This window comes from Xanthomonas vasicola, from assembly GCF_000772705.2.
Classification (GTDB): domain Bacteria; phylum Pseudomonadota; class Gammaproteobacteria; order Xanthomonadales; family Xanthomonadaceae; genus Xanthomonas; species Xanthomonas vasicola.
Map to the genome: position 1 here is coordinate 13078 of NZ_JSBW02000004.1, position 14021 is coordinate 27098.

Consider the following 14021-nt stretch of genomic DNA (forward strand, 5'->3'; position numbering starts at 1 on the left):
CGGTGCGCGGATTTCATCCAATCACTGAGAGGCAGGTACCGATGCGTTACGCGCTGGGCGTGGAGTACGACGGCAGCGAGTTCCAAGGCTGGCAGCAGTTGGGCGAGCATGGCGGCCCGAGTGTGCAGGCCAGCCTGCAGGCGGCATTGTCGTCGGTCGCCGATGGGCAGGTGCAGGTGATCTGCGCCGGTCGCACCGACGCGGGCGTGCATGGCGAATGCCAGGTGGTGCATTTCGACAGCGACGCACGCCGCGAGCCGCGCGGCTGGATGCTGGGCACCACGGCGCGTCTGCCGCCGTCGATCGCGGTGCGCTGGTGCGTCCCAGTAGCCGATGACTTCCATGCGCGTTTTTCCGCGCGCGCACGTCGTTATCGCTATCGCCTGCTCAATCGGCAGATTCGTCCGGCGCTGTATCGGCAGACCTTGAGCTGGGAGCGTCGCCCGCTCGATGCCGATGCCATGCATGCGGCAGCGCAGGCCTTGTTAGGCGAGAACGACTTCAGCGCATTCCGCAGCGTGCAGTGCCAGGCGTTGCATGCGCGCCGCAACTTGCAGGCCATCCATGTGCAGCGTATCGGCGAGGTGGTGGAGGTGCAGGTGCAGGCCAATGCATTCCTTCATCACATGGTGCGGAATATTGTGGGCTCGCTGATTTTGGTCGGTACCGGCGAGCAGCCGGCCGACTGGATCGCGACGTTGCTCGCCGGACGCGACCGCACTGTGGCCGGCCCGACAGCGCCGCCACAAGGTCTGGTATTCATCGGGCCTCTGTATCCTGCAGAGTGGCATCTGCCTGCTGAGGTGACCCAATGAATCGATCGCTGTACCGCACCCGTATCAAGTTCTGTGGCATGACCCGCGCCGGCGATATCCGGCTGGCCGGCGAGCTGGGTGTGGACGCGGTAGGTTTCATCTTTGCGCATGGCAGCCCGCGGCGCGTTGCACCGGCCGAGGCGCGCGCGATGCGCCAGGCCACCGCACCGATGGTCGATGTGGTGGCGTTGTTTCGCAACAACTCCAAGGAAGAAGTGCGCGAAGTGGTGCGCACCGTGCGCCCGACCTTGTTGCAATTCCACGGCGAAGAAGACGACGCGTTCTGCCGTAGTTTCAATCTGCCGTATCTCAAGGCGATACCGATGGGCAGCACCGGCGTAAATGGCGAAGATGCCAACGCGCGCACGCTGCAGTTGGCTTACCCAAATACCGCCGGTTTTTTGTTCGATAGCCATGCGCCCGGCGCGGGCGGCGGCACTGGCAAGACCTTCGATTGGTCACGCTTGCCCACCGGCCTGCATCGTCCGTTTCTGCTGGCCGGTGGCATCAACGCCGACAACGTATTCGACGCCATTGTGGCTACGCTGCCTTGGGGCGTGGATGTCTCCAGCGGTGTGGAGCTGGCGCCCGGCATCAAAGATGGTCACAAGATGCGCAAGTTCGTTGAAGAAGTGCGGCGGGCGGATTGTCACGAGATGTCGTGAGTGGTGGGAGTGGTGGGAGTGGTGATTTGGGATTCGTAACAGCATGCGCGTCACGCGGCGGTTTGTTGGGATTTGGCGAGTTTGCCAAGTGCGTAAGCGTTGGCATGCTTTTCGAATTTCGAATTTCGAATTCCGGTTAACGATCAGCGATTAGCGACGTCCCCGCACATGAGTGTTTAGCTCGTTTGACCGGGCTGCCGTGGCTCCACTTGAGGCGACTCCGCTGGCCATTGCGCGCTAGGTCATGTTCCTGCAGTGCGCGCCGTTACGCGCGTTTTTGCGCCGCCTTGCTCGCTGTGCCGATGTGTGGCGTGTCCGCTCGGCACGCGTCGCTTTCGGCGGTGCACGTGCTCGTAAACACCTCTTGGTTAGCGATGCAGTGCTATATCGACCGGCCGCGATAGCCGCTCAGGCTTTCGCTGCATCCATGGCTGTTGAGGTGTGCTGGTCTTTCGCCAACGCTTTGCCAAGCCAATCCGCCAGCCGTTCCATGCGTGGGTCCGGATTACGCTTTGCGGCGCACAGTACCCAGCGGCCGCGCGTGGCGGTGAATCCCCACGGCGCCAGCAGGCGCCCGGCCGCTAGGTCGGCCGCCACCAACGGCTGCGGCGCGATGGCGATCCCCAGGCCGGCGGCAGCGGCTTCCAGCAGATACACCAGGTGTTCGAATTCGGTGCCGAAGCGCAGCGCCTCGGGTGCCAGTTCATGCGCCTGCGCCCATTCCGGCCAGGCTTGCGGTCGCGAGCGGGTATGGAGCAAGGCGTGATCGCGCAGTGTGGCCGGGTCGCTCCGGTCGATCCGCAAGGTCGACGCGAGCTGCGGGCTCAGCACCGGGCCGATCCACTCCACGCCCAGCGCGTGCACTTGCCACTCGCTTGGCCAGGGCGGGGTGTCCAGCAGCAGGGCGGCATCCAGACCGTCCAGATCCGGGCCGGGCGGCTGTTCGCTGGCTGACAGGTGCACGCGCAGGTCAGGAAGGTCGTGCTGCAGCAGTCCCAGGCGCGGGATCACCCAGCGTGCCAGCAGGCTACCGGAACACCCCAGCACCAGTGGCGCCTCGGCGGCCGGGCGCTGCAACGCTGCCCAGGTCTGGCCGATCACGCCAAAGCCTTCGCTGGTGGCATCGCGCAGCCTCATGCCTGCTGCGGTCAGCACTAGGCCGCGGCCCTGCCGCGCGAACAGCGCAGTTCCCAGCGCCTGTTCCAGCGAACGGACGTGCCGGCTGATGGCGCCATGGGTGACGTGCAATTCCAGCGCGGCGCGGCTGACGCTCTGCAGGCGCGCGGCGGATTCAAACGCACGCAGCGCCGCCAGCGGGGGAAGTGACGCGCTCATGTGTGATTCCAAGTCACAGGTTGCAGCAATCTTATCGATTTATCGCAGGCCGTGGCTGCGCTAAAGTGTCTCTTCTCGTATGACGCATCGCTGCAGAGGATTTCCATGTCGGCCCAGCCCATCAGTGACTTTTACGCGTATCCGGATGCTGCCGGCCACTTCGGCAAGTTCGGTGGCCGGTTCGTCGCCGAAACCTTGATCGGCCCGCTGCAGGAACTGGCCGCCGCCTACGATCTGGCGCGTCAGGATCCGGCCTTCATCGCCGAGTACGACAAGGACCTCAAGCATTACGTCGGCCGTCCCAGCCCGATCTATCACGCAGAACGGCTCAGCCGCGAAGTGGGCGGGGCGCAAATCCTGCTCAAGCGCGAAGACCTGAATCACACCGGCGCGCACAAGATCAACAACACCATCGGCCAGGCCCTGCTGGCCAGCCGCATGGGCAAGACCCGCATCATCGCCGAGACCGGCGCCGGCCAGCATGGCGTGGCCAGCGCCACCGTCGCTGCACGTCTGGGCCTGGAATGCGTGGTCTACATGGGCGCTACGGACATCGAGCGGCAGAAGATCAACGTCTACCGCATGAAGTTGTTGGGCGCGACGGTGATTCCGGTGACTTCAGGCTCAGCCACGCTCAAGGACGCGCTCAACGAAGCCATGCGCGACTGGGTCACCAATGTGCAGGACACCTTCTACATCATCGGCACCGTGGCCGGCCCGGATCCGTATCCGCGCATGGTGCGTGACTTCAATGCCATTGTCGGCCGCGAAGCACGCGAGCAGATGCTGCAGGACTACGGCCGGCTGCCGGATGCGATCAGCGCCTGCGTTGGCGGCGGCAGCAATGCCATCGGTCTGTTCCATGCCTTCCTTAACGACCCGGGCGTCAAGATCTACGGCGCCGAGGCGGCGGGCGACGGCATCGCGACCGGGCGCCATGCGGCGTCGATCGCGGCAGGGCGCCCCGGTGTGCTGCACGGCAACCGTACCTATGTGATCTGCGACGACGATGGCCAGATCACCGAAACCCATTCGATCTCCGCCGGTCTGGATTACCCCGGCGTGGGCCCGGAGCATTCGTTCCTGTCCGACAGCGGCCGCGCGGTGTACCAGGGCATTACCGACGACGAAGCGATGGCCGCGTTCCATCTGCTGGCGCACACCGAAGGCATTCTTGCCGCGCTTGAATCCAGCCATGCGGTGGCGCAGTCGATCAAGCTCGCGCGCGAGATGCCGAAAGATGCGTTGGTGTTGTGCAATCTGTCTGGTCGTGGCGACAAGGACGTGCACACCATTGCGGCGCGCGAAGGCCTAACCCTGTGAAGCAACAGCGCATGCGCAGCCTTGCTGGGGCGGCTGCGCTGCTGTCTGTATCTGCCCCTGCAGTGGCCGCCGCAGCACCTGCGCTGGATCGCAGTGGCGCGGTGCGTATGGGCCAACGCTTCATCGACTTGGCGCCGCAAGCAACCTGGAAGCACTTCAATGCCGGCCAGATCGAACACTGGGATTACGTCGAGGCGGGGCTGTTGCCCGCTGGCGTGTCGATGATGCTGCAGGACGGGCGTGTTGCAGGATTTGGCGTCAGCAACGCCGCAACAGTTGGTCCGTTCGGGAGCTCTGTGGGCGACACCGAAGCCGCCGCGCGTGCGCGTCTTCCGGCAGGCTATCGCGTCGCACCGCATCACGATGGCAGCTGCGGCGGCAACGATCTTTATTTGACTTGGCGCGACCCGCACAGAGGGTTCGCGGTTCGCTATGAAACTGGAGAAGGCAGCGTGAGATCGATGTATTGGGGAACCTGGGACGGCGTGCAGTTGGTGGAGGGATGCGCATGAGCCGGCAGCCCGATCGCATCGCCGCGCGCTTTGATGCGCTGCGCCACTCCGGCCGCAAGGCGTTGATTCCCTTCATCACCGCTGGCGACCCGTCGCTGGAGGCCACCGTGCCGGTGATGCACGCGCTGGTGCGCGCCGGTGCCGATGTCATCGAACTCGGCGTGCCGTTCTCCGACCCGATGGCCGACGGCCCCACTATCCAGCGCAGCTCCGAGCGCGCGCTGGGGCGCGGCGCCGGCCTGGCTTACGTGCTGGAAGCGGTGCACGAGTTCCGCCGCGAGGACACGGCCACGCCGGTGGTGCTGATGGGCTACCTCAACCCGATCGAGATCCACGGCACGCGGCGCTTCGCCGAAGCGGCCGTCGCCGCTGGCGTCGATGGCCTGCTGCTGGTCGATCTGCCGCCGGAAGAAGCCGATGAAACGCGCACCACTTTTACCGAGGTTGGGCTGGCGCTGATTGCACTGGCATCGCCCACCACCAGCGAGCAGCGCCTGGACATGCTGTGCAGCACCGCGCAGGGCTATCTTTATTACGTCAGCTTCGCTGGCGTCACTGGTGCCTCCAACCTGCTCGACACCCATGCCGCCAGCGACCGCCTGCGCCAGTTGCGTCAGCGTGCCGGCGCACCGGTGGTGGCAGGCTTCGGCATCAAGGACGCCGCCAGCGCTGCCGCTATGGCCGTGGATGCCGATGGCGTGGTGGTCGGCAGTGCTCTGGTTGCCGTATTGGCCGAAGCGGACGACGTCCGTAGCGCTCGCGAACGCGCCGAGGCCTTCCTGGCCCCGTTACGCCAGGCCCTCGACCAGGCATAGACGACCACGCGTAGACCAAAAAACGCCAGCGCAAGGCCCGTGAGCAGGGCAACATCCCGCAATCGCGCGAGCTCTCGAAGGCGGCCGCGTTCGGTGCCGGCGTGTTGGCGCTGATGGCGCTGGCCCGCGGCATTGGCAATTGCGCCACGGTGGATGAAGATCGCGCTCGGCCCGGATCCGACGATGACCTAGGTGCCTCTCCCACCAAGACGGGAAGGCGCCGCTTGCGCGCCGCCGGTACGCGTGCCTTGGAATGCGCGCGGCAAGCGCGAGCTGTGGCGCCGAGCAGGGGGGATGGTACGAGCGCAGCCGTGTGTACCCAACCCATTGCGCTGCATCAACAAGGCGAAGCAGTGGCCCGCGATACGTCATCCGCAAGCAGACACACCAGTCAGGCCGGAAGTATCTGCGCCAGATCGCGCATTCATGACGCCCGCTACCTTGGCATTCCCACGGCGCGTTAGACTGTCGCCCCTCTGCGGCCCGCAAGGCCGCCCTGCATGGATTTCAGACACGCATGAGCTGGCTCAGCAAATTGATGCCCTCCGGCATCCGCACCGAAAACACTCCGGCCAAGAAGCGCAGCGTCCCCGAGGGCCTGTGGGAAAAATGCAGCAATTGCGGCAGCGCGCTGTACGGCCCGGAACTCGAAGAAAACCTCGAGGTGTGCCCGAAGTGCGATCACCACATGGCGATCCGCGCCCGCGCGCGCCTGAATTCGCTGTTCGATCCCGACACTGCGACTACTGAAATCGCTGCCCAACTCGGGCCGGTCGACGTGCTCAAGTTCAAGGACCAGAAGCGTTACGGTGAACGCATCAAGGCCAGCCAGAAGGCCAGCGGCGAATACGACGCGCTGATCGCCATGCGCGGCACGCTCAAGGGCAACCCCTTGGTTGCCGCTGCGTTCGACTTCGCCTTCATGGGCGGCTCGATGGGCTCGGTGGTCGGCGAGCGCTTTGCGCGTGCCGCCGAAGTGGCGCTGGAAGTCGGTTGCCCGTTCGTGTGCTTCTCCGCCAGCGGCGGCGCCCGTATGCAGGAAGGCTTGTTCTCGCTGATGCAGATGGCCAAGACCTCGGCCGCGCTCGGCCGCCTGCGCGAAGCGGGTCTGCCCTATATCTCGGTGCTGACCCATCCCACCACCGGTGGCGTGTCGGCTTCGTTCGCGATGCTGGGCGACATCAATATCGCCGAGCCGCATGCGCTGATCGGCTTTGCCGGCCCGCGCGTGATCGAACAGACCGTGCGCGAAACGCTGCCGGAAGGCTTCCAGCGCTCGGAGTTCCTGCTCGACCACGGCGCCATCGATCAGATCTGCGACCGCCGCGAGATGCGCGACCGCATTGCCGAACTCACCGCGATGATGATGCGTCAGCCGCATCCACAGGACGCCGACGCCGCATGAGCGCACGCAAGTACTTCGGCACCGACGGCATCCGCGGTCGGGTCGGGCAGGGCGTGATTTCCGCCGATTTTGTGCTGCGGCTGGGCAATGCGCTTGGCCGTGTACTAACCCAGGGCCGCAGCAAGCGGCCGTTGGTGCTGATCGGCAAGGACACCCGCATTTCCGGCTACATGTTCGAAGCGGCGCTGGAAGCAGGCTTGGTTGCCGCAGGTGCCGACGTGCAGCTGATCGGCCCGATGCCAACCCCGGCGATCGCCTTTCTGACCAACACGCTGCGCGCCGACGCGGGCGTAGTGATCAGCGCTTCGCACAATCCGCACTACGACAACGGCATCAAGTTCTTCTCCGCCGAAGGCGAGAAACTCGACGACGCCACCGAAGCGGCGATCGAAGCGGCGTTGGACGCGCCGTTCCACACAGTGGAATCGGAGCGTCTGGGCAAAGCCATTCGTACGCGTGACGCCATCGGCCGCTACATCGAATTCTGCAAGGCCAGCGTAGCGCGTGGCTTCACCCTGCACGGGCTAAAGATGGTGCTGGACTGCGCGCATGGTGCTACCTATCACATCGCACCCATGCTGTTCCGCGAGCTCGGCGCAGAGGTAGTGGTCATCGGCGCCGCGCCGGATGGGCTCAATATCAATGCAGGTGTCGGCTCGACCCATATCGACAATCTTGCCGCCAAGGTGCGCGAGTGCGGTGCGCATCTGGGCATTGCTTTCGACGGCGACGGCGACCGCGTGTTGATGGCCGACGACCAGGGCAACCCGGTCGATGGCGACGATCTGCTGTACGTGCTTGCGCGCTCGTGGCAGGCCAGTGGCCGGCTCACTGGCACCGTGGTCGGCACCTTGATGACCAATTACGGTCTGGAGCAGGCCCTGGAGTCGCTGAACATTCCGTTCCAGCGCGCCAAGGTGGGCGATCGCTACGTGCATCAGGCCCTGGTCGAAGGCGGCGGCACCTTGGGCGGCGAAACCTCCGGTCATCTGTTGTGCCTGGACCGTGCCACCACCGGCGATGGCATCGTCAGCGCGCTGCAGGTGCTCGAAGCGTTGGGGCGCGATGGCCAGAGCCTGCGCCAGGCACTCAGCAGCCTGAGCAAGGTGCCGCAGAAGACTGTCAACGTGCGCCTGGATGGCGGTGCGGCCAAGGCCATTGTGGAAGCGGCCAACGTGCAACAGGCGTTACAGCAGGCGCAAGCCGCTGTTCAAGGCCGCGGCCGCGCGTTCCTGCGCCCGTCCGGCACCGAGCCAGTGGTGCGCGTGACGGTGGAAGCCGACGACGCGCGTCTGATGCAGGACACGCTCGACCGACTCTCGGGTGCAGTGCGTGACGCGGCGTGAGTCAATCGTCATTGGCGTGTGCGTGGTCATCGCCAAGGCCGCGACGTTTTACCTGTTGTATCGCCTGCTGATCTGATCAGGCTTCTCTCGACCTTTTCGACTTCGACTGCAGACATCCGTATGAGTGCGCGCATCCCCACGCTGGACATCACCCGTTTCGACACCGACCGCGACGCCTTCGTCGCCGAGCTCGGAGCGGCCTATCGTCAGTGGGGCTTTGCCGGCATCCGCAATCACGGCATCGCCCAGGCCGACATCGATGCCGCCTACGAGGTGTTCAAAGCGTTCTTCGCGCTGCCGGAAGCGACCAAGCGCCGCTATCACGTGGAAGGCAGCGGCGGCGCGCGCGGCTATACCGCGTTCGGTGTGGAAACCGCCAAGGATTCCAAACACTTCGACCTGAAGGAGTTCTGGCACATCGGTCGCGAGATTCCAGACGATTCGCCGTACCGCGCGGTGATGGCGCCGAATCTGTGGCCTAGCGAAGTGCCGGGTTTCCGCGAGCGCGGCTACCAGCTGTACCAGCAGCTTGATCAACTCGGTTCGCGCGTGCTGTCGGCGCTGGCGCTGCATATCGGCTTGCCGCAGGACTACTTCGTCGACAAGACCAACAACGGCAATTCGATCCTGCGGCCGATCCATTACCCGCCGATCACCAGCGACGACATCCCCAACGTGCGTGCTGGTGCGCATGGCGACATAAACTTCATCACCTTGCTGGTTGGCGCCAGCGCCGCTGGGCTGGAAGTGCGTTCCAACGATGGCGAGTGGGTGCCATTCACTGCCGACGCCGACACCATCGTGGTCAATATCGGCGACATGCTGCAGCGCCTGACCAACCACGTATATCCCTCCACCATTCACCGCGTGGTTAATCCGCCGGGCGAGCAGGCGCGCCAGCCGCGCTATTCGGTGCCGTTCTTCCTGCACCCCAATCCGGATTTCCTCATCGACGTGCTGTCCTCGTGCATCAGCGCCGACAACCCCAGCCGTTACCCGGAGCCGATCACGGCGCATGGCTTCCTGGAAGAGCGCCTGCGCGAGATCAAGCTGAAGTAATCCGGCGCGCATCGCGACGCTTTGTGCGCAGCGAATAGCCGCGCTCGCAACACTAGCGGTGACCATTGCCACACTTCTGTTCAGAAAATTCCGCTCGCGTCTGGTTAAAGCTTGCGTTCACTCAGGCCGATAACCCAGTCTGATCGCTAGCGCGACGTCGGACTCGCCTGGCGCCCGCTGCCGATTGCACAGGGTGGGGCGCTTTTGCATGCGATGGTTCAAACGGGTAGGTGCAGTGTGCGTGCTGGCGGCCTATGCCGCACCAGGGGCGGCCGCGGCGACGTCGGTCAATGTGACCGTCGCCGATGCCGGCGGCGTGCTGGTCGATGCGGTGGTGAGCCTGGAGCCGGCGCGGCCTGCTGCGCCGAGCGCGACCAAGACCGCGGAAATGGACCAGGTCAACTCGCAGTTCGTGCCTGCCGTGCTGGCAGTGCGCGCAGGGACGCTGGTGCGCTTTCCGAACAACGACCAGATTCGCCATCAGGTTTATTCGTTCTCGCCGGCCAAGCGTTTCGAACTGCCGCTCTTCCAAGGCACCACGGCGACGCCAGTGCGTTTCGATCAGGCCGGCCTGGTCACCATCGGCTGCAATATTCACGACTGGATGGTGGGGTACATCGTGGTGTTGGAAACGCCGTACTTCGGCAAGACCGGCAGCGATGGCCGCGCCCAACTGGAGGCGCCTGCGGGCACTTACACGCTGCGCGTCTGGCATCCGCGTATCAAGGGGGCAGCAAGTAGCGAGCCATTGGTGATCGCACGCGATGCAGTGCAGCGCCGCGTCACCTTGCAGACTACCGGCACTGCTCCTGTCGTTGCGCCGCCGGATGCGCGGGTACGCGCGCTGCAAGACAAGTTCCGTAACGCCGACCCCAAGAAGCCGCGTCCATGAGAGCGATGCGCCTGCATACCCGCATCGCGGCCTTGCTGGTGCTGGTCTTGCTTGCCACGCAGGCATTGACGTTTCTTGCCGTGCAGCTGGCGACCGAACGTAGCGTCAAGGCGCAGCTCGGCGAAGAGCTGGAAATCGGCGAGCGCGTCTGGCAACGCATCAACGTGCGTCGCGACGAGCAGTTGCTGCAGTCGGCATCGGTGCTGGCCGACGACTTCGGGTTTCGCGCCGCCGTAGCAAGTGGCGATGTTCCGACGATGCAGTCGGCCCTGCGCAACCATGCCGCACGTATGTCGTCAGAGACTGCGCTGCTGCTGTCACCAGATGGCGAATTCTTGACCGGCCTGGCCGATCTGCCGCAGGCCGAACAAGTGCGTGCGGTGCAGGCATTGCTGCAACGGGCGCAGCACGATGGACGCGCAGTGGGCGTGGTGGCGCTGGATCAGCACATCGTGCGGCTGGCGGTGGTGCAGGTGCTGGCGCCAAACCGCGTCGGCTGGATTGCGATCGGCAACGAATCTGGCGATGGCCTGGCGCAGGATTTCCGCAGCACCACCGGGCTGGATGCCACCTTCTTCACCGATGGCCCGCCAGTGCGTGTGTTGGCCTCCACCCTTGAGCCGCCGGCACGCGTCGAATTTGCGCAACAATTGCCCGAGGCTGAGAAGGTGCGGGCTGCATCGATCCCGTTGACGCTGGGCGAGTCGCGCTATCTGGTCAGACTGCAATCGATCCAGGGCGACAGCCACGTGCGGGTCGCGTTGCAGGCATCGCTGGATCGCGCTGTCGCGCCGTATCGCGTTCTCAAGCTGCGCATCCTGCTGCTGGCGGGGCTGGCGACCGTCGCTGCACTGGTTGTGGCGATTTTTCTCGCGCGTGGCGTGAGCAAGCCGGTTGCGCAACTGGTACAGGCTGCGCGACGCATCCAGCGCGGCGATTACCAGACTGCGGTGCAGGTCCCGCCCGGCCGCGAACTTGCCGAGCTGGCCGACAGTTTCGGACGCATGCAGCATCAGATCGCCAGCCGCGAGCAGCGCATCCTGCATCAGGCCCGGCACGACGCCTTGACCGGCTTACCCAACCGGATCTGGTTGCTGGAGCGGTTGAAGGAAGTTGTGGAGCAGACCGTGGCATCCGGTGGCACCGCCGCGGTGCTGATCCTGGATCTGGAGCGCTTCAAGGAACTCAACGACAGCCTCGGCCACGACTTCGCCGACCAGGTGCTGGTGGAAGCCGGACGCCGGCTGGTGGAGGTCGTGCAGGAGCCCAATTTAGTCGGCCGGTTGGGCAGCGATGAATTCATGGTGGTGGTGGCGCAAGCCGATGCCGCCAGCGTGCAGCAGAATGCGCAGTTCTTGCTGCTGCAGCTGCGCCGCCCGCTGGTCTTGCCGCAGGCGCGGATCCAGCTTGAAGCCAGCATCGGCATCGCCCTGATTCCCGACCATGGCGCCGACCCGGATACCTTATTGCGCCGCGCCGATATCGCGCGGCGCCAAGTCGGCACCACAAGCGCCATCGGTGCCAGCGTCTATCGTCTGGGCCAGGACGAACAGCATCTGCGGCGTTTGCGCCTCACCGGCGATCTGCGTCAGGCCATCGGCGGCAACGAACTCACCTTGCGCTTCCAGCCCAAGATCTGTCTGCGCAGCGATCGGGTCGAGCAAGTCGAAGTGCTGGTGCGCTGGCATCACCCGGTGCTCGGCCCGATCGGCCCGGACGAATTCGTCCCGCTCGCCGAGCACTCCGGCGTCATCCATTCGCTCACCCGCTTCGTGCTAGACCAAGCGCTACGCTGTCAGGCGCAGTGGCGCGAGCAAGGGTTGGAGTTGGGCATGGCGATCAACTTGTCCGCGCTCGATCTGTCCGACCCCGGCTTGCCCGACTTCGTGCGCGGCCGCCTGGAGCATCATGCCGTACCGGCGCAGTCGTTCACGCTGGAATTGACCGAAAGCGCCTTGATGCGCGATGTCGAATTCGCGCTGCACATGCTGCATCAATTGCGCAGCGTGGGAGTGCGACTGTCCATCGACGACTTCGGTACCGGGTATTCCTCGTTGGCTCAACTCAAGCGCATGCCGGTGAACGAATTGAAGATCGACAAGAGTTTCGTCATGCAGTTGGCCGAAGGCACCGACGATGCCTTCATTGTCCGCAGCACGATCGATCTGGGGCATAACCTGGGCCTGAGCGTCATCGCCGAAGGCGTCGAGAACGCCACCGCGTTGGCACTGTTGCGCGGCTATGGCTGTGACATGGTGCAGGGCTATCTGTATTCGCCACCGCTGGAGGAAGCGCCGATGGTAGCCTGGTGTATGCGCCAACTCGGCATGACCTCGGCCGCGCACGCAGGTGCACAGCGATGAGCGTGCGTCTGCGTGTTGTAGTGATCGCTGCATCTGTTGCTGGTGCATTCGCACCACTGCACGCAATGGCCGGCGACGGACGCCTGCTCGCCACCGGCGGTGCGTCCACGATCGAAGGCAGTAGCGGTGGCGGCATCGTGCCGTGGGCTACGTTGTCTGGGTACGGCACGCGCGACGAACTCGGCACTATCTCGTTTGCCACGCATGTAGATAGCGGCGATTACCGCCTCGATGTGCAGGGCGCCGCGCTCACGGTCGGCAATCGGCTGGAGCTGTCAGTCGCCCGCCAGCGTTTGGATCTGGGCACCTTGCAGGACCGGCTTGGCTTGCCGTGGAATGCGCTCGGCCAGGACGTGTTTGGTGCCAAGTTACGTCTGGCCGGCGATCTTGTGTACGGGCATGCGCCGCAGGTCAGCCTGGGCGTGCAGTACAAGCGCTTGCGCAATGGCACGTTGCCGCTGGCGATCGGTGCGCGCGACGACCACGGCACCGATGTCTACATCAGTGCCAGCCGCTTGTTGCTGCAGGGCGCCGGTGGGTATCAGTTGCTGCTCAACGGCACCTTGCGCGCCACCCGCGCCAACCAGACCGGCTTGCTCGGCTTCGGTGGCGATCGTCGCAACAGCTATCGTCTGGTACCCGAGGCCAGTGCTGCGGTGGTGCTGTCGCCGTCGTGGGCGGTGGGCGTGGAATATCGCGACAAACCAAATAACCTCGGCTTCGCGCGCGAGCAAGCGTGGGCGGATGCATTCCTCGCCTGGTTCCCCAGCAAGCATGTCTCGTTGACCGCTGCATTCGCCGATCTTGGCGACATCGCCACGCTTGCCGATCAGCGCGGTCCTTATCTTTCTTTGCAGGTGGCGTTCTGATGAACCGATGGTTGCGCTGGTCCTTGCTGTGCATGCTCGGCCTGACGAGCGCCTGCGCCAGCACGCAACCGCGCCAGACGCTGTATGACGAACTCGGCGGACAAGCCGGCATCGAAGCGCTGGTGGAAAGCATGCTCTCGCGCATCGCCGACGACCAACGCATCGTCGATAAGTTCGCACGCGTCAATATCGTCATGCTCAACGAGCGCCTGGTGCAGAAGTTCTGTCATGTCGCCGACGGCCCATGCCCGGACACCGCCAAGTCGATGCAGCAGGCGCACGCACACCTTGCCATTCGCGAAGGCGACTTCAATGCCTTGGTCGAAGATCTGAACTGGGCGATGGATCAGCGCAAAATTCCGCGCCGCACGCAAAATCGCCTGCTCGCACGGCTGGCGGCCATGCATGGCGATATCGTCAATCACTAAGAATCTGTTCACGATCTCCTGAGCAGCAATGTCAGGAACGCAAGATCGATGAACTGCAAGCTGGTATTGAGTTGTCCCTGAAAAATCCCCTTCAAGCGCCCCGTGCCGTCTGTGACAGCGGCACGTGGCTAAAGGATGGCCATTCCATCGCCCGCATCCAGGCACGCAAAAACGCGATCCAGCGCAGCAGCCAG

General features: G+C 64.5%; 13 protein-coding genes and 1 pseudogene. 13 read left to right on the forward strand and 1 reads right to left on the reverse strand.

The window, feature by feature from the left end; genetic code table 11:
- Positions 1–41: 41 nt before the first annotated feature.
- Together truA and NX05_RS01350 are read left to right on the forward strand one after the other, a co-directional pair.
- Positions 42–815: a tRNA pseudouridine(38-40) synthase TruA gene (truA, locus tag NX05_RS01345; RefSeq protein ID WP_039430962.1), complete on the forward strand. Its 774-nt coding sequence runs from the start codon at positions 42–44 to the stop codon at positions 813–815.
- Complete coding sequence (locus NX05_RS01350) at positions 812–1480, forward strand: phosphoribosylanthranilate isomerase (RefSeq protein ID WP_010366669.1); 669 nt, start codon at positions 812–814, stop codon at positions 1478–1480. The genes truA and NX05_RS01350 overlap by 4 nt, the downstream gene beginning before the upstream one ends.
- Positions 1481–1888: 408 nt before the next feature.
- Here the strand turns inward: NX05_RS01350 and NX05_RS01355 are convergent, their stop codons facing one another.
- Positions 1889–2815 carry a LysR family transcriptional regulator gene (locus NX05_RS01355; protein ID WP_039430960.1) on the reverse strand — a complete coding sequence of 309 codons (927 nt, stop codon included), beginning with the start codon at positions 2813–2815 and terminating at the stop codon, positions 1889–1891.
- Between the two features lie 105 nt (positions 2816–2920).
- On the opposite strand from NX05_RS01355, the gene trpB reads away from it, so the two are divergent.
- The 11 genes and pseudogenes from trpB to NX05_RS01405 all read left to right on the forward strand — a co-directional run bounded on the left by trpB (position 2921) and on the right by NX05_RS01405 (position 13827).
- Positions 2921–4138 carry a tryptophan synthase subunit beta gene (trpB, locus tag NX05_RS01360; RefSeq protein ID WP_039430959.1) on the forward strand — a complete coding sequence of 406 codons (1218 nt, stop codon included), beginning with the start codon at positions 2921–2923 and terminating at the stop codon, positions 4136–4138.
- Positions 4135–4650, forward strand: coding sequence for a hypothetical protein (locus tag NX05_RS01365; protein ID WP_039430957.1), 516 nt, complete (start codon positions 4135–4137; stop codon positions 4648–4650). Before trpB ends, NX05_RS01365 begins: the two co-directional genes overlap by 4 nt.
- On the forward strand, positions 4647–5465 hold the full coding sequence (gene trpA / locus NX05_RS01370; protein ID WP_039430955.1) for a tryptophan synthase subunit alpha: 819 nt from the start codon (positions 4647–4649) through the stop codon (positions 5463–5465). The genes NX05_RS01365 and trpA overlap by 4 nt, the downstream gene beginning before the upstream one ends.
- A 14-nt stretch (positions 5466–5479) precedes the next feature.
- A pseudogene (locus tag NX05_RS23455) lies at positions 5480–5651 on the forward strand (EscU/YscU/HrcU family type III secretion system export apparatus switch protein); the annotation flags it as partial.
- A 331-nt stretch (positions 5652–5982) separates the two neighbouring features.
- Positions 5983–6870: an acetyl-CoA carboxylase, carboxyltransferase subunit beta gene (accD, locus tag NX05_RS01375; RefSeq protein WP_017118260.1), complete on the forward strand. Its 888-nt coding sequence runs from the start codon at positions 5983–5985 to the stop codon at positions 6868–6870.
- On the forward strand, positions 6867–8216 hold the full coding sequence (gene glmM / locus NX05_RS01380; RefSeq protein ID WP_039430948.1) for a phosphoglucosamine mutase: 1350 nt from the start codon (positions 6867–6869) through the stop codon (positions 8214–8216). The genes accD and glmM overlap by 4 nt, the downstream gene beginning before the upstream one ends.
- Before the next feature lie 120 nt (positions 8217–8336).
- Entirely contained in the window at positions 8337–9275 is a 939-nt protein-coding gene (locus tag NX05_RS01385; protein WP_039430947.1) for an isopenicillin N synthase family dioxygenase, read from the forward strand.
- Positions 9276–9483: 208 nt separating this feature from the next.
- Positions 9484–10167 carry a methylamine utilization protein gene (locus tag NX05_RS01390; protein ID WP_039430942.1) on the forward strand — a complete coding sequence of 228 codons (684 nt, stop codon included), beginning with the start codon at positions 9484–9486 and terminating at the stop codon, positions 10165–10167.
- On the forward strand, positions 10164–12530 hold the full coding sequence (locus tag NX05_RS01395) for a putative bifunctional diguanylate cyclase/phosphodiesterase (protein WP_039430941.1): 2367 nt from the start codon (positions 10164–10166) through the stop codon (positions 12528–12530). Before NX05_RS01390 ends, NX05_RS01395 begins: the two co-directional genes overlap by 4 nt.
- Positions 12527–13399, forward strand: a complete 873-nt coding sequence (locus NX05_RS01400; RefSeq protein WP_039430940.1) for a DUF3034 family protein — start codon at positions 12527–12529, stop codon at positions 13397–13399. Before NX05_RS01395 ends, NX05_RS01400 begins: the two co-directional genes overlap by 4 nt.
- Complete coding sequence (locus NX05_RS01405; RefSeq protein ID WP_039430939.1) at positions 13399–13827, forward strand: group I truncated hemoglobin; 429 nt, start codon at positions 13399–13401, stop codon at positions 13825–13827. Before NX05_RS01400 ends, NX05_RS01405 begins: the two co-directional genes overlap by 1 nt.
- Positions 13828–14021 lie beyond the last annotated feature (194 nt).

Bases quoted from the DNA above. Each gene is read 5' to 3' on its own strand.
- accD (WP_017118260.1), top strand. From the start codon at position 5,983: ATGAGCTGGCTCAGCAAATTGATGCCCTCCGGCATCCGCACCGAAAAC.
- trpB (WP_039430959.1), top strand. From the start codon at position 2,921: ATGTCGGCCCAGCCCATCAGTGACTTTTACGCGTATCCGGATGCTGCC.
- glmM (WP_039430948.1), top strand. From the start codon at position 6,867: ATGAGCGCACGCAAGTACTTCGGCACCGACGGCATCCGCGGTCGGGTC.
- NX05_RS01350 (WP_010366669.1), top strand. From the start codon at position 812: ATGAATCGATCGCTGTACCGCACCCGTATCAAGTTCTGTGGCATGACC.
- truA (WP_039430962.1), top strand. From the start codon at position 42: ATGCGTTACGCGCTGGGCGTGGAGTACGACGGCAGCGAGTTCCAAGGC.
- NX05_RS01395 (WP_039430941.1), top strand. From the start codon at position 10,164: ATGAGAGCGATGCGCCTGCATACCCGCATCGCGGCCTTGCTGGTGCTG.
- NX05_RS01355 (WP_039430960.1), bottom strand. From the start codon at position 2,815: ATGAGCGCGTCACTTCCCCCGCTGGCGGCGCTGCGTGCGTTTGAATCC.
- NX05_RS01390 (WP_039430942.1), top strand. From the start codon at position 9,484: ATGCGATGGTTCAAACGGGTAGGTGCAGTGTGCGTGCTGGCGGCCTAT.
- trpA (WP_039430955.1), top strand. From the start codon at position 4,647: ATGAGCCGGCAGCCCGATCGCATCGCCGCGCGCTTTGATGCGCTGCGC.
- NX05_RS01385 (WP_039430947.1), top strand. From the start codon at position 8,337: ATGAGTGCGCGCATCCCCACGCTGGACATCACCCGTTTCGACACCGAC.
- NX05_RS01405 (WP_039430939.1), top strand. From the start codon at position 13,399: ATGAACCGATGGTTGCGCTGGTCCTTGCTGTGCATGCTCGGCCTGACG.
- NX05_RS01400 (WP_039430940.1), top strand. From the start codon at position 12,527: ATGAGCGTGCGTCTGCGTGTTGTAGTGATCGCTGCATCTGTTGCTGGT.